The organism is Alcaligenes faecalis (assembly GCF_005311025.1).
GTDB classification, from domain to species: Bacteria; Pseudomonadota; Gammaproteobacteria; order Burkholderiales; family Burkholderiaceae_B; genus Alcaligenes; species Alcaligenes phenolicus.
In genome coordinates this window covers 3,571,870-3,590,078 of record NZ_CP031747.1, presented here as the reverse complement: position 1 = coordinate 3,590,078, position 18,209 = coordinate 3,571,870, and the positions used below count along the sequence as shown (strand labels likewise).

The following is an 18,209-nucleotide window of genomic DNA, read 5'->3' as shown; positions in this document are numbered from 1 at the left end:
TTGTTCAACACTCGGGGGGCGGTTCAATCTTGGCCCTTTCTATTCGGATCGCGCTTACGGCTGTTGCTGGATGAATGCCGCCGTCATGGGGGATACCTGGTGGAAATCAAAAGCCTGATGGTAGATCTCTCCACTCTTGGCTTCCACGGTTAGCCATAGTTGATGTTCTAGTTCGCTATTGGGCGGAATGACGATTTCTACCGCTCGTGTCCAGCGCGTGTTGCTGAAAGCTTGACGGGGCGCAGGCATAGGCTCGGGCTTGCTCACTTGCAGATAGGCGCGGCGTATATGTGGGTCGCAGGCCTGGCAAAAGCGAATCTGAAATGCTTTGCGATGAGCGCCGGTGGGCCCGCTGATGGGGGCTTTGTTATTCGTCTCAGCCAGAGCAAACGACCAGGGGCCAATCTGGCCTTGCAGGGCATGGTTGCCAAACACAGGCTCGGGGCCTTGTTGCGCCAGATAAATCATGAAGGCGGCAGGGATGGCCAAAAGGCCGCTGACAAAAACCAGGCTGCGTGTGGAAAACCGTGATGTTGTTGGTGCCGTTCCAGCGTGAGTTGGCTCTGTACGTGTAGCCCCAGCGCTAGTTGAAGCAGCGCTTGAATTTGCCGCCGCCACTCCATTTTTCCCAGCTATAGCGTCACTTGATGTCGATGCAGTGTTGCCCGCTCCAACCGCTTTAGGCGCTGCCTTCGCAACTGGTGCAGGTTTGGCCCGCACAGGTTTCTTTTCCTGCCAAGGCCACCAGGGCAAGTAAAAGGTCAACCCGGCACCGGCCATGGTCAGCCAACCCAGCCAGGCAACGGTGCCCCTGCTCCAGCCCCAGCCTTGCCAGCATAGAGCTAAAGCCACAGCCAGCAAGGGCCAGCCGAGCAGACGAAAGATCCGTCTTTCCTTCTCGCTGGGCATGCGATGCAGCAGGAATTCCCCCTGGCGATCACTGGCCAAAGCCAGGCAGATAAAGCCTGCCAGGCTGATGATAAAAACGGCCAGATTCAGCCACAGACTGGTATTAATCATGGCAGCACTCCTGCTGGCATCAACAGAACGCTCAGCAAGGCGATCAAAGCCGTCGGTAGAACCATGCCCACCCAAGCGCGAGCGGCACTTTTGGTGCTGAACACCCACATCACGGCGATGGTGTACCAGACAAAGCTCAACATATTCGCTGCCAGAACGGCCTGGGCTTTGGGCAGAGGCCAGAGCAAAGTCAGCAATACCGTGGCAGCGGCTGCCAGGGCGTAGCCGCCGACAGTGGCTGCCACAATGCGCGAGAGCACTTGCAGGCGGTAGCGGGAAGTCAGTCCACTCATCCGTTCACTCCCGCAGTTTGCAAGCTGGCCGGGGCAGCGGCTTTTTTAGGCACGCTGGCCATATCCCATTTGTGTTTCATTTTGATGACGATATAGACAAAGATAGCGGCCAGGCCAAACATGGTCAGGTCAAAGCCTGCCAGGCCCCAGTCACCATGGATGACGGTGACACCCAGGTGACGGTCGGTCGTCAGCAGGTTCAGGACAGGAATCAAGGCGTAGGCGGAGGCTGTCAGGTACAGCAGCTCCAGCCAGGCGCGTTTTAATGGCCGCCAGGAGGCATACAGGAAGGACCAGCCCCAGACCAGGAACAGAGCATGAAACTCCCAGGCGGCGCGGTCGGCCATATTCACAGGCAAAAGGCGGTTGGCCCAGAAGTAGGCCGCCAGTCCCAAGGGCAAACCGGCCAGAGTTCCGGCATTTAGGATTTCTACTAAACGCAGGCCAGCGGCATCAAAACGCTCGGATGCGCTAAGCGGGGCGGCTTTGGCCTTGCGTTTTTGATGCTGGGTACGACGCTTTACCGTCCACAGCACCAGACCTGTCCCAATGACGGCGCAGCCCAGCAAGCCTGAAATAAAGTACAGCCAGCGCAACCACCATTCGGCAAACACACCTTCATGCAGGGCCAGTAGCACGCGGTGAGTGTCTCCGGTGACATTGCTATTGTCCTCCGGCTCCATGAGGCTGCCATTAGAGGCGTTAAAGCGCAGGGTCTCGGCACGGGTCCAGTACACGCCCGTGACGCCGGTGCGACGCAGTTCTACATAGGCTTGGCTATCTGCCGGATGGGTAATCTGCACCGAGGCAATGCTGTTCTTGCCCCAGGCTTGTTCTGCGCTGTGCATCATCTCGCCCAGGGGAGCCTGCGGCATGCTCACGGGCAGGAAGTCGCGTTTTTGCTGACGAATATCCTGGAAGTAAGCCTGCCGTCCTTCTTCTGTCGCGCCATACATGACTTCTCGCCCGGTCGGCATGTAGATGGACATGAAAAAGATCAGGCCCGTGTAGGTAATCATCAGGAAAAAGGGCAGGGACATCACGCTGACGATATTGTGCGCGTCCAGCCAGGAACGCTGCCCCTTGCCGGGCCTGAAGGTGAAGAAGTCGGTAAAGATTTTCTTGTGAGTCACCACGCCCGTAATCACGGCCAGCAGCATCAGCATGGTACAGATACCGACCAGCCAGATAGCGACCGGATAGGGGAGGTAGTGCAAGGCGTAATGCATGCGGTACAGGCCGGTGCCACCAGCAGTTGCGCGGGGTTCCACTTCCGGCTGAATCTGGCCAGTGACAGGGTCCAGTTCTTCTCCCCCGCGACGGCCGCGTTGACCGGGCTGGGGCATTTCTTCCCAGGCAATGGACAGCCCTTGCGTGGCACGCGGGTTCAGGGCTTGATGCGGCAGGGTAATGGTCCAGGCTTTGGACTCTGCCGGGGCATGCGCTTGCAACTGCGCCAGGGCCTGATCCAGCATCTGGCTGGATTGCTCGGGCAGGACTTGCATGGGCAAGGGGCGCTCCGGCTCCATCCAGCGAGTGATTTCATCGTCCACATAGCCAGCCGTGCCAGTGACGAAGACGAAAAACAGGATCCAGCCCACCACCAGACCGACCCAGGTATGCAGCCATGCCATACATTGGCGAAATGACTCTTTCACGCTGACGCGCCTCCTACTACAACACCGTCTCCGGATGCTGGATTGATGATCATTAAACCGAGAAAAGCCGTGCTTGCTTGGCAACGGTGGGTGACGGATGGAGTCCGCCATTCTTGTACGCTGCGCTCATCACGCAAGCTTCGCTTTTCAGTAAGCAAGTTCTTGGTGACAGAGAGGGGAAGAGGGCATCAGGCTTGAAACAACGGCAGAATAATAGCAATCATTCTCATTTCGGTGTTGGGAATTTCCAGCTTTCAAGGCTTTATTCAGAAATTAATGCGGCGCCATAGCTGTTTTGGCGTTTTCCATAGGGAAAAACGCGGTTGAGAGGGAGGCGGGGCGATGAGCTGGTGAGACTCGGGCGGGAATAAATCTTGTCGGTTCCGGGCTGAGGGCTGAACGCCGGGATGAGGCAGAAGGGAATATGCCTTGCAGGCATTCCACGCCACTCGCAAATCTTATGGTCTATGCAGTTGGACCAGAGAGCGTTAACTGCCGGTTGATGAGGTCAGAATTCCCATCAAAAAGGCCCCGGCTAGCAAAGTGCCGGGGCCAGCTGGATTTCTGCTTCGCCAGGAGTTTTAGAGCACCACAAACAGCAGCCAGACGACGACTGGGGCAATAACCGTGACGGCAGCACCGTACAGCAATAGCTGACGGAAGAAGGCATCACGCGACACTCCCTGGGCATTGGCCAGTACCAGTGCGCCATTGGTGGAAAAGGGGCTGACGTCCACAATGGTGGAGGACACGGCCATAGCCGCAATAAAGCCCACCGGCCCCACGCCGCCATCGCCTTGCAGAAAGGGCACCGCCAGCGGAATCAGTGAACCCAGCACGGCGGTGGAGGAGGCAAACGCTGACACGACCGCGCCCACAAAAAGCAGCAGCAAGGCCGCCATCAAGGGAGAGGTCAGCTGGGCAACACTATGGCCGACAAAATCAATCGTGCCCATGGATTCCATCACGCCCACATAGGTGCTGACACCCACAATCAGCATGATTTCAGGCCAGGACACTTGGCCCAGCGCGCGTTTTTGCAGATTGGGGGCCATCAAGGTCAGTACCAGGCCGATGGTGATCGAGGTAAAGCCAATATCCTGTTTGAAAAACAAAGTCAGCACGGCCAGGATGAACAGGCCGACCAAGGTAAGAACGCGATACCAGTGGGGGGCCTCGTTGGCACCATTACCGGCTTCGACCAGGGCATCGGGGCTTTTCCGGGCGGTCTTGCGCTCTTCACCAAAGGCTTCGGCTTCAGCGTCGCCAAACACTTGCGGACCACCCGAGCCATGGGCCACGCGGGCAACGTTTACGTCTGCCGAACTTAAGTCCACTTTCTGGCGCATCAGCTTCAAACCGCCCATCCACACGAATAGCAAAATGGACACGGCCAGGTTGATGCCAAGGCTGGCCATCATGGTGGCCATTTCATTCAAGGGCAAACCGGCGGCGCTGACCACACGGTTGGTGATGCCACCGTAAATACTGATGGGGGAGAAGCCGCCCCCTTGGGCGCCATGAATCACCAGCAAACCCATCAAGAGCGGGTTGATGCCGTACTGGCGGGCAAAGCCCAGCGCAATCGGGGCAATGATGGCAACGGCGGCCGGGCTGACGGCACCCACAGCGGTCAATGCGGCCGTGATCAGAAACATGATCCAGGGAATGGCGGCGATGCGGCCACGCACGGCTCGCACGGCCATGCTGACCAGCCAGTTGATCGTGCCATTGTTTTGAGCCAGCGCGAACAAATAGGTAATACCGGCCAGTGTTAGAAACAGGTCAGCCGGAAAGCCGCCCATGATTTCCTTGGCGCCCATGCCCGCCACTAGCGTACCCACCAGAAAAGCGCCTACAAAAGCAATCAGCCCCATATTGATGGGTAGGGCGGTCGCCAGTACGAATATGCCTCCTAAAACGGCAATGGATAGCCAATGCATATGTCTCGTCTCCTTGTAATTGAACCTTTTGCAGGTTTCTGGAAACGACCATATCAGTGGCGGTATAGGGCTATCAATAAAGCTTATGGGTGAATGATTACGCTAAACGTAATGATTAATCAGGGGCGCGATGGTTGAATGTTCAATCAGCATTTGTCTGATGCAGCAGAGAGAACAGGGGGGCGGATTTGATGAGCGGTTCGCTGTAGAGTAGTGGCTTGACGCGTGTGGGCGCTACCTTTGGGTTGCTGAGCCAAGTCCGGCTTTACCCGCCCATGCGCGTGATTATTGCCGGTCCAGTTCAGCCAGTAGTTCGCTGCTGTGGATCGTGCTCCCGAAGTGATGTTTCCACAATTTGATACCCAGCTCGCCGGAGCGATCCAGGGACGAGCCAACCGTCAGATCCGTAATCAGGGTGGGGTGCAGCCCGGCATCAAACAAGGCAAACCCGGCAGCCAGCACGCAGGTATCGGTTTGAATGCCGCAGACCAGAATGCGATCAGCCTGACATTGCTGCAAATATTCCATTGCAGCGGGGCTGGGGGCGTAGCCGTGCTTGATGAAGATTTGTTTGGCATCGACCAGACAGCGATCGCTGCGCGGCGGACACCAGCCTAGCTGACTGGAAAAAGGGGTTTGAGACTCGTCGTGCAGTTCAATCAAGGCCGCGCAAGGCAGGCGGGTGCTCAGGGCGTTAATGCCGTCGATCAGCCAGGGGGGCGGTGAAAAGCAGCTTTGCACATCGACAACAAGGAGGATCTGTCGCATTGCAGTGGGCTCGGTAAGAGTGCTTCAGCGAATGTCAGGCGGAGCTCACCAGGGCCATTCTGAAGCGCCGTCAATCAAGCCCTTATTGAAACACGGAGTCAGGCGCTTGGGCGGGTCCAGGTCAGACGTGCACCGACGATAATGCCCAGCACCGCCAGCAAGGAGGTGGCCGACAAGGTGGACAAGCCGCTTAAGCCCTGGCCTATGGTGCAGCCCAGGGCCAGCACGCCACCTACGCCCATCAAGGCACCGCCTGCCATGGAGCGCAGCATGTGGCGGGGCGACTCAAAACCTTCCAGCTTCCAGCGGCGACGCAGCAGGGCGCTCAGCAAGGAGCCAGCCACCACACCCACCACAATCATGATGGTAAAGCGCGGGCTCATGCCGGTGGAGATCATGGCGTATTGAATGCTTTCCCCAATCGGGGCGACAAAGCTTAGCGAGCTGACGGGTAAAGGCTCGAAGGGATCATCGCCCAGCCAGCCGGTAGTCAGCCAGCCTGCCACAATCAGCAGCCCTACAAATGCTCCGGCCAGCAGGTCATTCAGGCGTTGGCCGTCCTGGCGACGCAGTAAGGCAAAAGCGATCAGGGCGGCGACGAGGAGGGCAATCACCATAGAGCGGAGGGGACCCTCGGACAGGGTCGCTGCGGGCAAGGTGACACTGCTGGCTTGGGCGATGCTCATGCGCAGCGGCGCCAGCAGGCCCGTCAAGGTGACATAGGCGGCGATACCCAGACAAAGCACGACGACAAAGGAGCGCAGATTTCCCTGTCCCAACAGAACCAGAGCTCGGGCGCCGCAGCCATTAGCCAGGGTCATGCCTGCCCCAAAGAGCACACCTCCAAGCGGCACCAGCAGCCAGGAGAAAGTGGGGTTCAGGTACAGGACCTTGTCCAGACTGATCAGCCCGTAGCCCGCCGCCAGTTGTGTCCCGGCCAGGGCCACGGCCAGCGCCAGGGCAAAGCCCTGAAGCTTGTAGCCGCTACGCCCGGACCAGCGCTCGGTCAAGCCACGATAAAAGCAAAAACCACTGAGCTGGCCACTAATGCCAAAGAGCAGGCCAATGGCCAAGCTGACCCACAGTACAAGTTCTGTATTCATCATGTGTGCTGGATGTTAGGACCGGGTTGGAACAACTTAGCCTTTGGTGCCCCAGATGTCGCGACTGATCGCGGCATACCAGGCCTCGCCATACTGGGCTTCCTGCTTGCGAAAGGCCGGGCTGGCTTCTTTAGGGCTGACCCCGCCGGACGCTTCAGCCAGCTTGTCATCGGCAAAGGCGTACAAGTGCCCCACAGAAATGCCATAGTCGGGAGCGATCAAACTGTAGCAGGTATTGCTCAGTGTGGCCTGTGGCGCAGGCTTGCCGCTCAAGGCATTAATGATGGCAGCCGCTGCCAGCTTGGCTTGCGTATTGGCAGAGAAACCGGATTTGGGCATGGGTGAGGCAATGGTGGCATCGCCCACCACATAGATGTCCTTGACCTGTTCGGACTCGAAGGTATGCGGGTCAATTGGCACCCAGCCGCTGGCGTTGGTGACACCGGCCTGTTCGGCAATGGCTCCGGCTTTTTGTGGCGGGATCACGTTCAACACATCGGCTTTGTGGATCTCGCCAAACTCGGTTTCCACGCTCAGCTTGGCGGCATCCACGCGAGTGACTTTGCCGTCTTTGGAGAAGGGCACCCATTCGATCATGTCGCCATAGACTTGTTTCCAGCCATCCTGGAACAGGCCCTGTTTGGAGAAGCTGTCTTTGGCATCCAGAAGCAGGATCTTGGACTTGGGTTTGTTCTGCTTGAAGTAGTGAGCCACCATGCTGGCGCGCTCGTAAGGGCCGGGCGGGCAGCGGAAGGGGTTTTCGGGGGCCACCATAATGAAGGTGCCGCCGTCGGGCATGGCATCCAGCTGACTTTTCAGCAAACGGGTTTGATCGCCCGCTTTCCAGGCGTGCGGGGCCAGCAAGGAAGCGGCTTCGTCATAGCCTTCCAGCGTGTTCCAGCGAAAATCAATACCGGGTGAGAGCAGCAGCTTGTCGTAAGACAGCTTCTGGCCCTTGGCCAAGGTCAGGGTTTTGGCCTGGGAGTCGACCGCGGTGGCCAGGTCGTGAATGACATCGATACCGGCTGCGCGCAAATCATCAAAGCCGTGGCCTTGCTGTTCAAAACGGCGCAAACCGGCCAGATACAGATTGGTGAACGGGCAGGTGTAAAAGGTGGTGGCCGGTTCAATCAAGGTGACTTTCAGGGATGGATCACCGCGCTTCAAGTAACGGGCAGCGGTTGCACCGCCAAAGCCGCCACCGACCACAATCACATGGGCCGAGCTGCTGCGCGCGTACACAGGCAGAGTGCTCAAGGCCAGACCAGCCACACTGGTTTTACCGACACGGCTCAGCCACTGGCGACGGGAGGAGTTCAAGGGTGTGCTCATTCTTAACGTCCTTCCGCAACGCTGCGAGGGGTGGAGGAGACTGCAGAGAAATAACGTGCCAGGGCTTCCAGATCCGCATCCTGGTAGCCTTTGACCAGGCGACTCATGATGGTGGTGCCAGCCGGAGGCGTATCGGAGGCAAAGGCGCGCAGTTGCTCCAGCAACACCGCTTCGGGGCGGCCAGCCAGCGAGGGAATGATGGTCGTGGAACGCCCATCCGGGCCGTGACAGTTCGCACAGGAGCTGGCCACCGTTTTGATGTCCAGCGTGGAACTGGCCCAGGCCGGTGCGGTAGCACTGCTGGCCACGAGCAAGGCGGGGGCAAAAAGGAGACGACCTACCAGAGAGAGGGACATGGGCATTCTTCTTGTCAATGTGCATCGTTGTAGGAAAGGACGCTCAGCGTAGCATTCCCCTTACGCCCACCTTGTATGACTATATAGAACACTGTTATGAACTCAGCGCCCGTTAAGGGCGCTGAATGGGGCAGGTCAGGGGGCCGGGCTGGAACTGGTCCGCAATCAGTCGCTGATGCTCAGCTCCGTCTGGCCGGTAATGACAGCGCCTTGATCGTCCGTCCAGCTCATTTCCAGCACTCCGGAACGTCGTGCGACAAAGGTAAATTCAATGTACGGGTTTTGGGAAATCGCGGTTTCCGGCTGCCAGTTGAACAAGGGCTCGCCGTTAAAGGTGGCCTTGAATTCGTGGATGATGTTGCGCGGCACAACCTGGCCTTCCTTGCTCAGGCGCAGACCGCTTTCCATACGGTGTTCGACCAGGGCGCGCACGCGCACCATGTCGCCCGCCTTGGGCTTGGCATTGCTGATCCAGATACGTGGTTTACTCATGAGTGCCCCTTGTTTACATGCCGCAGCCGCCAGCAGTCACCGTGATGTGATGCTGGGCGCTCAGGACGCGGCCATCGCTTAACCGTGCCAGGGCGCGGATGGTTTGGGTTTCAATCAGGCGCAGGCGAACTGCGACTTCTGTTGTTCCGGCCAGGGCGGTGAAGTTAAAGCGGCAGGCCAGCGGATGCGGGTTGCCCTGGGCCAGAATGATCAGTTCCTGGCAGTACACATCGTCGCTCGCGGGCAAGTCCAGCACCACTTTGACGGGCACTGCGGCGGGGTTGTCGCCCAGAGCGGGCATATCCAGCTTCATGCCTTTTTCTTCTGGGCTGGCGCCTTTCAGGAACTCGTCCACAATGGCTTGGACCTGGGCCGCAGTGGCCGGTTTCAGCAATTGATCAAAGGCAACTTGCGCATGCAGATTGAGGGGCAGCCACGCGGCACCCAGTCCGGCGGCACTGCCCAGTACAAGCTGGCGGCGGCGGACAAAACGGGAGGGAAGTTTAGAGGAAGTCATTGAAACGGGTCTTGATCCACTGGAAGTCTTCTTGAACAAGGTCGGAGGTACGGACATCCATATCGATCTGGGTTTGCAGAACCTTGCCGCTTGCGTCCAGCTCGTATTCAAACTTGACCGAGATTTCTTCTTGCGGATCTCCGTTGACCATCATGTAGCAAAGATTATCCGGCAGCACGGGCACCACTTCCTTGCCCGCGATACGTTCGGCCAGGTTCTGGGAAACAATCTTGGCTACGGCGTGTGCCACGTGGGCGCTCTTGGGGTAGTGGCCGAACTGGTCGGAAATAAAGCCCATGGAGTCCCCCACCACGTAGACATTGTCGTCGTCGCGGGCAGTGAACAGGCGTGGGTCAATATTGGCCCAGCCCGTGGGTTTGCCATCGGGGCCTGTACCGACCAGGCCTGCGTTCCAGACCATATCGGCGGCCTGGTGCGGGGGCATCAGCACCGCGTCGTCAAAATCAAAATCGCCGGCGGTGGTCTTGATGTGCTTCTTGAAGGGATCGACCTCACGCACTCGGGCATTGGGGACGTGGGTGATGATGTCCGGGTACAGCTCCTGGAAGGCTGCGCGGTATCCCTCGCCAATCGGGGCAATGGTGGGCTTGGGGTCCAGAATGATGATCTTGCCCGGAATCTTGTTGGTCTTGATATGCCAGGCCATCAAACAGGCGCGCTCGTAGGGCGAGGGCGGGCAGCGATGCGGTGGCGGGGGCAGCGTCATCACAATGGTGCCGCCCTTGAAGGCTTTGAGCTTGTTCTTCAAGGCAAACATCTCGGCATTCGGGATGTAGGCGTTGGGAAAGTGCTGGCGGGTGTATTCCGCCGCGTAAGTGTCATTGCCAAACCAGGCATCGTAGGCATTGCGTATGCCGCCCGACAGGATCAGGTAGTCGTACTCCAGCGCGCCTTGGGTCGTGCGCACGGTTTTCTTGTCGCGCTCGATGGCGGTGACTTCGGCATGAACCAGGCTGTAGCCGTACTTGATGGAGGGCGCCAGCATGTCGTGGTTCAGGAAATCCGTGTTGACGATGTCAATCAGCCACTTGTTGCTCATGGGGCCGGACCAGAACGTGGGGTTGCGTTCGATCAGCACCACTTGTGCCTGGGGCACCAGCTTGGACAGGTACTTGGCAGCTGTCATCCCACCCCAGCCGCCCCCACAAATGACAATGCGCGGGCCCTTGGTGTGGCGCGGCAGGATCTGGCTGGTGTTGGTAATGATGGAGGGGGCCGAGAGGCTGGCAGAGGGCAGAACCAGGGTTCCAAATGCGGCAGCCGGCGTGGCCAGCAGGAAGTTTCTACGATTCATTGTATGTTCCTCGTGATCATGACATGACACACGTCAATCAGGATAAGTAGACCGCTAAGTGCGAGCCAGTATAGCCAAGAGTGCTTTGATTGCGTGGGGATTTTTTATAGGCTGAAGTAAGTTGTTCAGGCCTCAAATACCGTTTGGCGCTGAAATGGCGGCGCTTTTCCCCAGGCGTTCTTGTGTTGGAGATGGCAGGGGCAACTGGCCCGGACATGGTGCGCAGTGGCATCCCGGATGCAAGGGCGGCGCTAGACAAACAGGATGGACAGGCTCAGGAAACAACAGAATTTCCGGATTTTTACAATTAAAAAGTAACGGAGCTATCTTTGTGGACGCAATCGGAGGATAGTTCAGGGAGAGAAAATTTTTTTCTCTGATCGTTATTACATTTAGGACTTATTTTGAAGACAGAAATTGGTATTGTGAAGTGGTTCAACAGCGAAAAAGGCTTCGGATTCATCGTGCCGGAGAACGGCGGCAAGGATCTCTTCGCACACCACAGTGAAATTCAGGGAACCGGGTTCAAAACTCTGGAAGAGAACCAACGCGTTTCCTTCATCGAAGGTGCAGGCCAAAAAGGCCCATGCGCAACTAAAATCCAAATTCTTTGATGATGGGCTTGCCTGAAACAGGCAAGCACCTCGTCAAACAGAAAAGGCCGGACCCTGATGGGCTCCGGCCTTTTTTTATTGCGTGGCTTGGTTTTAGTTGCCCTGGTCGGCAAGGGGCACGGTCAGACGCGCTTCCAGCCCGCCACTTTTGCGATTCAGCAGCTCCAGCGTTCCGCCATGCTGGGTGGCGATCGCGTTCACAATCGACAAGCCCAAGCCGTAGCCCGCCTGTTGTTGCGAGCCGCGCCAAAAACGGTTCATGGCCAGATCCCGTTCGCTGTCGCTTAATCCGGGACCGTGGTCCAGCACCCTGAGACGCAGATAGCCCGGCTCTCCTGCTTCAATCCGCAGGCTGATCGGTTGCTGGGCTTTGGTATAGCGCAAGGCATTGTCGATCAGATTCTGTACGGCCACTGTCAGCAGGGATTTTTCAATCTGCACCGGGCCGGGTTTGCTGCGTATATCCAGCGTGATCTGGTCTATGGTGTCGCCGTAGATGGCTTTAAGGGCATGCAGGGCAGCGTATACCGCCTCGTCGGCCTGGCTACTTTCCATTCGGGCGCTTTGCCCGTCCAGCCGTGCCAACTCCAGCAGCCGCTGCAAAATGTTCTGTAGCTGTTGCACGCCCTGGTCTGCCTGGCTCAAGGCCGTATCCAGCGTGTTGCGTTCTCCAGGACGCTGGGCAGCCAGATGGGCAACTTGAATATGGGTTTTGATTCCGGTAAGGGGTGTACGCAGTTCGTGGGCAGCGCTATCGGTAAAGCGGCGTTCGCGCATGATGGCGGCTTGTTGCCGCTCCAGTAGTTCCTCAAGGGTTCGCAGCAAGGGTTGCAGCTCAACCGGGACGTTGACTTTGGGCAGTGGGCTGTCGTCCCCGGGACGACGGCGCGACAGCATGTCCCGAATTCGCTCCAGGGGAGCCAGGCCGTGACCGATACCAACCCACAAAAGCAGCAGGCTACCAAACAAGGCCACGACAAAGGGCAGGCCAGCCGAGAGCATGATTTCCCGTACCAGTGCTTCGCGTATTTCTATGCTGTCGGCGGCGGCAATCTGAATATGGCCTTCGCGCAGCACAAAGGTGCGCCAGCGCTTGCCACCATGCACGTGCGTGCCAAAGCCCAAAGCCACTTGTGACATATCCGGGCTACCCGCAGTTCGGCTGACCGCCTGAATTTCTACTTCGCTGCGCACCACACTGATTTCGCAAGCCACCCCATCTCGGGCAATGATGTCCAGGGGGCGCTCTGCGGATTGGGCCAACTCCTGCAAGTTTGGAAATTGGGCAACCAGTCCAGCCACCATGCGGGCCGATGCTGCCAGTCGGCTATCCAGCGCTTCACGCAAGGAGTGGCGTGCATCCATCAGCATCCAGGTGGCGACTGCACTCCAGAGCACGGTCAGGGAAATGCCGATAACCAGCAGCAATCTAAGGCGTAGGCTCATGGTGTGAAATACCTAACCGGCAGGCCCCAGTTTGTAGCCCAGGCCCCGCACGGTCTCGACAATATTGCTGCCCAGCTTGCGGCGCAAATGGTAGATGTGCACATTGATGGCATTGCTTTCCAGATCCTGATCGTAGCCGTAGACGCTGTCGCACAGTTGTTCGGCACTCAGGATGGTGTGCGGTTTGCTGAGCAGGGCACGCAACAAGGAGAGCTCACGTCGCGCCAGACTGACTGGCTTGCCGTCCAGGGTGACATGGCCGGTGGAGGCACAGAAACTGAGTCGCCCATATTCAATGCAATCTGTTTCGTGGCCCGCCACACGTCGTGTCAATACATGCAGGCGTGCCAGCAGCTCGTCCAGGTCAAAAGGTTTGATGACATAGTCATCGCCCCCACCCAGCAGCCCTTCAACCCGGTGATGCAGGGCGTCGCGAGCCGTCAGAATCAGAATGGGCAGTTTACGGCCTTGTTCGCGCCAACGCCGCAGCAGCGTCAGCCCGTCCTGATCAGGTAAACCCAGATCCAGAATACAGACATCAAAGTGCGAAGACAGCAAGGCCGTGTCGGCCAGGCTGGCCGTGCCCACGTGGTCCACGGTCAGCCCATGCAGTCGCAAGCCCGCCACAATTCCGCTGGCGACGAGCGCATCATCTTCAACAAGTAAAACGTGCATTCTCCCCCCTGTGGTAAATGCGGCTTGTGCAGGCAAAGCCTGATGTTTATTACGTTTCGGCGTTCATGTTAGCAGCCTTGAGGGCAGGGGCGAGAGGGAAAGTTCTCTTAATTTGGCCTTAATCCTGATCCTCTACTGTGATGTAGATTGCATTGCATTTGTATCTCGGTACTTACTTTTTTAATAAAACCGGCTTGGGCAATGACGTTTCTTTAGGCTTAGCCGCATGACAGATATCGGGCATTTATTCACATGACTCCTATATTAGGAATATTACTGGCGACCAGTTTTGTCGCCTCTTTGGTGGCACTGGGCATTCTTGTCTGGGCCGTGGCAAACAAGCTGATCTTCGTTGGGAAGAACGAAGCTGAGACCATCTTCATGAAAGGTGAGCTTGGTCAGCCGGATGATAGTGCTTCCTTTGGGGGGGAGAACGAAGCACAGACACATCGCTTTGACGTTTTGCGTGCCGGTATTGACCGTAGTGGTCGGGGGCCGGTTCTGCTTCTGGTCACGGTCGGGATTACCTGGCTGCTGATCGGTTCGGTGTTTGGCGTGATGGCCTCGCTGAAATTGCATTGGCCCGATTGGCTGGCCGACGTGGCACAAGTGACCTTTGGTCGTGCGCGTACCTTGCACCTGAACATCGTGGCTTACGGCTGGTTGTCGGTGACCGGGATTGGCGTGGCCCTGTGGTTGTTGCCGCGTATTTTTCATACGCCTTTGCGACGTCCCAATATGGTGTACTTCGGCGCCGCCTTGTGGACCCTGGGGGTACTGGGCGGCACGATTGCCGTGGCCAATGGCTGGTCCGACGGGATCGAGTGGCTGGAATTCCCCTGGCAGATCGACATTCTGTTGGCAGTAGGGGGCTTTTTCCTGGCCTGGCCTGCCATTGAAACCGCCGCCAACCGCAAATCGCGCCACATCTATGTGTCGGGCTGGTATTTCCTGGCCGGCATGGTCTGGTTTCCGTTCCTGTTTCTGGTGTCCAACATCCCCGGTCTGCACATCGGTGCTCAGCAAGCAACCGTGAACTGGTGGTTTGCTCACAACGTGCTGGGTCTGTGGCTGACGCCTATGGGTGTGGGGGCGGCGTACTACATCATCCCCAAGATCATCGGCAAGCCCGTGTATTCCTACAACGTGTCCTTGCTGGGTTTCTGGAGTCTGGCGCTGTTCTACAGCCAGGTCGGTATTCACCACTTGATGGGCGGTCCGGTGCCAACCTGGGCCGTCACCTTGTCCGTGGTGCACAGCATCATGATGTTTGTGCCGGTGATTGCCGTGGCCATTAACCAGCACGTAACCGTTGCGCAGAACCTGTGGGCCTTCAAGCAATCCATGGCCCTGCGTTTCGTCTGGATTGGCGCGCTGATGTACACCTTGTCCTCCTTCCAGGGTTCGCTGGAAGCGATCCGCTCGGTGAACTCGGTGACGCACTTCACACATTACACCGTCGGTCACGCTCACCTGGGCGCCTACGGCTTTGTGTCCATGGTGATGTTCGGCACGCTGTATTACATGATGCCGCACATTCTGGGACGTCGCTGGCCCTTCCCGGCTCTGATCAAAACCCATTTCTGGCTGGTGACGGCAGGCTTCACGATCTACGTGCTGGCTCTGAGCATTGCCGGTGTGGTGCAGGGCATGGGCTTGATGGACCCAGGTTCAAGTTTTGGCGAGATCACTCGCAAGATGGTTCCGTATCTGGAAGCCCGCTCTATTGGCGGCACCATGATGACACTGGGCCACTTTGTCTTTGCGGCTCACTTTGCCTTGCTCTTGCTGCGCAAAGGTTCCGCTGTTAATGCGACTCCTACACTTGCTCGGGCAGATGCGTCATGAATCGACTCTTACCTTTACTAATCGGGGCCATTGGCGTGTTGCTGCTGGCTACCTTGATGCTGGTGATTTTGCCAGCCTGGCAATTGCGTACCTCGGAACCGCCGGAGCAGTTGCAACCCTATACCGCCCAGCAACTGCTGGGGCGTGACGAGTACGTGGCCAACGGCTGTTTGTACTGTCACAGCCAGCAGCCACGCTCTACCGGTCAAACCCTGTTTGATACGGCACGTGGCTGGGGCCGTGCGTCCACACCGGGCGATTACTTTTACGATTCGCCCCACCTGCTGGGCACCATGCGTACCGGTCCGGACCTGTTTAACGTCGGTGCGCGCATGAAAAGCCGTGACTGGCATTTGACCCACCTGTATCAGCCCCGTGCGATTTTTGACTGGAGCCTGATGCCGTCCTATCCCTATATGTTCGAGCTGAAAGACCAGGTTTCCGAAGGCGATGTAGTGGTGCGTTTGCCAGAGTCCCTGCAGCCTGCGGGCAAGCATGTGGTTGCTCGCAAGGAAGCGCTGGACTTGGTGGAGTACCTGCTGGCTCTGGATCGCACCTATGCGACCAGCGCGCAGGAACTGGATAAACGTGACCGTGGCTACGATCGTCGCCCCGCTGAAGCCTCGACGGATTCGGGCGCTAAATAGGACAAGTCATGACAATGGAAAAAGTTTCTAGTTCGCCCCAGGTCGAGAACATCGACCCCACCTTCGAGCCGTGGGAGCCGCCGCGTCCCATTCCGATCTTCCTGTTGGCTGTGCTGTTCGCGTTGGCCTTGGCCGGTGTGGGTCTTTACCTGCACGATCTGGCGCCACATGCCGCAGCGGACAAGCCGACCGCCGCTATCGTTGCTTCCAATGCAGGCGGCACCCCTGTGGTGCCAGCCATTCCCGCATTGAAGGATGCGCCCGTACTGGTGCATTCGGGGCAGGGCAGTGTGTGGAGCTGTGCTTCCTGCCACGGCGAGGCCGGTGAAGGCGCAGGCATCACTCCTCGTTTGGCCGGTATACCCGAGGCGTATCTGCTCAAGCAGCTGGAGGATTTTGCTCAAGGTACACGCCTGAACGAGTCCATGCAGTACGTAGCTCGCGGTTTGAAGCCTGAGGATATGAAAGAGCTGGCTGCTTACTACGCCAAGCTGCCTGCTCCCGCCATTAATGTGCCCAGTTCGGAAGCGAACCTGGCCCGTGGCGAAGCCCTGTTCCATAAAGGGGACTGGAAGCAGAACGTGCCTGCATGTATCAGTTGCCACGGCAGTCAGGGTGAAGGCGTAGGTACGTCTTTCCCGCCGTTGGCTGCGCAACAGGCCGAGTACTTGTTCAGTCAGTTGTCGGCCTGGAAAGGCGGCCATCGTCACAACTCGCCGCAAAGCCTGATGGATGACATCGCATCGCGCTTGTCCTACGAGGACCTGTATGCGGTTTCCTATTACGCCGCCTCGCTGCCAGCCAATGGCAAGCAGGCGAAATAAGATCAGAACAGAGAGCTTTTTATGAAAGACACTCAAAAAAATGGTCGCAGCAAATCCACCATGTCGGGTGGACGCAGACTGGCCTGGGGGGCCGGTATTGGTGTGCTGCTTTTTGCGATTGGCTACGGTTTGAATGCCAAGGGCTGGTTGTCCTTTTCCTTGGGTTCGCCCGACAAGGGCACTATCCAGCTTGGCGAGGCCACCTATAGTCGTGAGGCCATGGAAGCCGATCGCAAGGCACAGAGCAAGGACAAGCATTCGGTCACGGCTGGTATGCCGGTAGGCGCAGATGGTTATTACGTGCCACCGCCAGAGAGCAGCATTCCGGATACGCCGTATGGCGAGGCGGTTCGTCGCGGTCACAAGATCTTTATGGAAACCTCGACCACGGTGTCGGATCACGTGGGCAATACCTTGGCTTGTGTGAACTGCCACCTGGACGGTGGTCGTCGTGAACACTCTGCGCCTATGTGGGGAGCCTATGTCAGCTATCCCGCCTATCGTGCCAAGACCAAGGCGATCAGCACGCTGGAAGATCGCATCATTGGCTGTTTTACCTATTCCATGAATGCGCAGGCTTCGCCCTCGGGTGTTGCGCCGCCCGCTGGCAGCGACGTGTATCGTGACTTGATGACTTATATGTACTGGATGTCCGATGGGGCGCCTACGGGTCAGAAGTTGCCGGGTGCTGGTTTCCCCAAAGTTAAGAAGACCGAACTGGGCTATGACGTAGCACGCGGTAAAGAGGTCTACACCAACAACTGTGTCTTGTGTCATGCGGTCGATGGCCAGGGGCAGAAGGATGCCGAAAGTGGCGTGGTGTTCCCGCCTTTGTGGGGCCCCAACTCGTATAACTGGGGTGCAGGGATGGCTCGTATTGATACGGCTGCTGGTTTCATCAAGGCCAATATGCCTTTGGGTAAACCGTTCTCCTTGTCCGATCAGGATGCCTGGGACGTAGCGGCTTACATCAACAGTCATGAGCGTCCCAAGGATGCTCGTCAGAAGGGGACGGTTGAGCAAGCGCGTGTGGAGTTCCATGATGGCGAGGAAAGTTACTACGGTAAGGAGGTGAACGGCGTGATTTTGGGTGGGGGCGTGGAGAAGTAAGCCTTTGGCCTGTTTGCTGTTTGTTTGAAGATGAGACCGCCTCAGTTTCTTTTGGGAACTGAGGCGGTTTTGTTTTGGGCTTCTTCTTCTTCGTTTTCCTGAGTGTTGAGGAGTGGGGGGGGAGCAGGAGGGTTGGGAGATAAGGAGTGCGGAGAGCCTGCATGTTTAGATAGTGACTCGTGAAAACGCCGGTCTGGGCCGGGGGGCCGTCCTCCGGGCTTGGCTCCTTGCCGGTGCTGCGCACCGGT

The 18,209-nt window shown here is 57.8% G+C and carries 18 protein-coding genes; 5 read left to right on the top strand and 13 right to left on the bottom strand.

Annotation, left to right across the window (positions count from 1 at the left end):
• Positions 1–54: 54 nt before the first annotated feature.
• From D0C27_RS16495 to D0C27_RS16445, 11 genes are all read right to left on the bottom strand, one after another.
• Positions 55–1,020 (bottom strand): DUF3325 domain-containing protein, encoded by a 966-nt coding sequence (locus D0C27_RS16495; protein WP_137431329.1) that lies wholly within the window; start codon positions 1,018–1,020, stop codon positions 55–57.
• Positions 1,017–1,313 (bottom strand): DUF3649 domain-containing protein, encoded by a 297-nt coding sequence (locus D0C27_RS16490; RefSeq protein ID WP_137431328.1) that lies wholly within the window; start codon positions 1,311–1,313, stop codon positions 1,017–1,019. Before D0C27_RS16490 ends, D0C27_RS16495 begins: the two co-directional genes overlap by 4 nt.
• Positions 1,310–2,971: a PepSY-associated TM helix domain-containing protein gene (locus D0C27_RS16485; RefSeq protein ID WP_240688268.1), complete on the bottom strand. Its 1,662-nt coding sequence runs from the start codon at positions 2,969–2,971 to the stop codon at positions 1,310–1,312. The genes D0C27_RS16490 and D0C27_RS16485 overlap by 4 nt, the downstream gene beginning before the upstream one ends.
• A 581-nt stretch (positions 2,972–3,552) precedes the next feature.
• Positions 3,553–4,914, bottom strand: a complete 1,362-nt coding sequence (locus tag D0C27_RS16480; RefSeq protein ID WP_137431327.1) for an SLC13 family permease — start codon at positions 4,912–4,914, stop codon at positions 3,553–3,555.
• Positions 4,915–5,199: 285 nt separating this feature from the next.
• Complete coding sequence (locus D0C27_RS16475) at positions 5,200–5,682, bottom strand: isochorismatase family protein (protein ID WP_035269181.1); 483 nt, start codon at positions 5,680–5,682, stop codon at positions 5,200–5,202.
• Positions 5,683–5,780: 98 nt separating this feature from the next.
• Positions 5,781–6,785 carry a YeeE/YedE family protein gene (locus D0C27_RS16470; protein WP_060186968.1) on the bottom strand — a complete coding sequence of 335 codons (1,005 nt, stop codon included), beginning with the start codon at positions 6,783–6,785 and terminating at the stop codon, positions 5,781–5,783.
• A 36-nt stretch (positions 6,786–6,821) separates the two neighbouring features.
• Positions 6,822–8,117, bottom strand: coding sequence for an NAD(P)/FAD-dependent oxidoreductase (locus D0C27_RS16465; protein ID WP_170978590.1), 1,296 nt, complete (start codon positions 8,115–8,117; stop codon positions 6,822–6,824).
• Between the two features lie 2 nt (positions 8,118–8,119).
• The gene (locus D0C27_RS16460) at positions 8,120–8,473 is read right to left on the bottom strand and encodes a c-type cytochrome (protein WP_052159242.1); all 354 of its coding nucleotides are present in this window, start codon (positions 8,471–8,473) and stop codon (positions 8,120–8,122) included.
• A 165-nt stretch (positions 8,474–8,638) separates the two neighbouring features.
• The gene (gene soxZ / locus D0C27_RS16455; RefSeq protein ID WP_137431326.1) at positions 8,639–8,965 is read right to left on the bottom strand and encodes a thiosulfate oxidation carrier complex protein SoxZ; all 327 of its coding nucleotides are present in this window, start codon (positions 8,963–8,965) and stop codon (positions 8,639–8,641) included.
• Between the two features lie 13 nt (positions 8,966–8,978).
• Positions 8,979–9,482, bottom strand: a complete 504-nt coding sequence (locus D0C27_RS16450; RefSeq protein ID WP_088452464.1) for a thiosulfate oxidation carrier protein SoxY — start codon at positions 9,480–9,482, stop codon at positions 8,979–8,981.
• Entirely contained in the window at positions 9,469–10,797 is a 1,329-nt protein-coding gene (locus D0C27_RS16445; protein WP_060186958.1) for an FAD-dependent oxidoreductase, read from the bottom strand. The genes D0C27_RS16450 and D0C27_RS16445 overlap by 14 nt, the downstream gene beginning before the upstream one ends.
• A gap of 404 nt (positions 10,798–11,201) precedes the next feature.
• Here D0C27_RS16445 and D0C27_RS16440 point away from each other — a divergent pair, with 404 nt between their 5' ends.
• Positions 11,202–11,411, top strand: coding sequence for a cold-shock protein (locus D0C27_RS16440; protein ID WP_009461028.1), 210 nt, complete (start codon positions 11,202–11,204; stop codon positions 11,409–11,411).
• Between the two features lie 93 nt (positions 11,412–11,504).
• Here the strand turns inward: D0C27_RS16440 and D0C27_RS16435 are convergent, their stop codons facing one another.
• Both D0C27_RS16435 and D0C27_RS16430 read right to left on the bottom strand, forming a co-directional pair.
• The gene (locus D0C27_RS16435) at positions 11,505–12,857 is read right to left on the bottom strand and encodes an ATP-binding protein (RefSeq protein WP_060186959.1); all 1,353 of its coding nucleotides are present in this window, start codon (positions 12,855–12,857) and stop codon (positions 11,505–11,507) included.
• 12 nt (positions 12,858–12,869) lie between these two features.
• Positions 12,870–13,532 carry a response regulator gene (locus tag D0C27_RS16430; RefSeq protein ID WP_021446792.1) on the bottom strand — a complete coding sequence of 221 codons (663 nt, stop codon included), beginning with the start codon at positions 13,530–13,532 and terminating at the stop codon, positions 12,870–12,872.
• Between the two features lie 252 nt (positions 13,533–13,784).
• Between D0C27_RS16430 and D0C27_RS16425 the strand changes: the two genes are divergently transcribed.
• From D0C27_RS16425 to D0C27_RS16410, 4 genes are read left to right on the top strand one after another with little or no spacing between them, the layout of a single operon-like run.
• Entirely contained in the window at positions 13,785–15,380 is a 1,596-nt protein-coding gene (locus D0C27_RS16425; RefSeq protein WP_031232271.1) for a cbb3-type cytochrome c oxidase subunit I, read from the top strand.
• A complete protein-coding gene (locus tag D0C27_RS16420; protein WP_009461016.1) occupies positions 15,377–16,027 on the top strand; it encodes a cbb3-type cytochrome c oxidase subunit II in 651 nt (216 codons plus the stop codon). The genes D0C27_RS16425 and D0C27_RS16420 overlap by 4 nt, the downstream gene beginning before the upstream one ends.
• A gap of 8 nt (positions 16,028–16,035) precedes the next feature.
• The gene (locus D0C27_RS16415) at positions 16,036–16,851 is read left to right on the top strand and encodes a c-type cytochrome (protein ID WP_035269192.1); all 816 of its coding nucleotides are present in this window, start codon (positions 16,036–16,038) and stop codon (positions 16,849–16,851) included.
• 21 nt (positions 16,852–16,872) lie between these two features.
• Positions 16,873–17,961 carry a c-type cytochrome gene (locus D0C27_RS16410; RefSeq protein WP_060186960.1) on the top strand — a complete coding sequence of 363 codons (1,089 nt, stop codon included), beginning with the start codon at positions 16,873–16,875 and terminating at the stop codon, positions 17,959–17,961.
• Positions 17,962–18,209 lie beyond the last annotated feature (248 nt).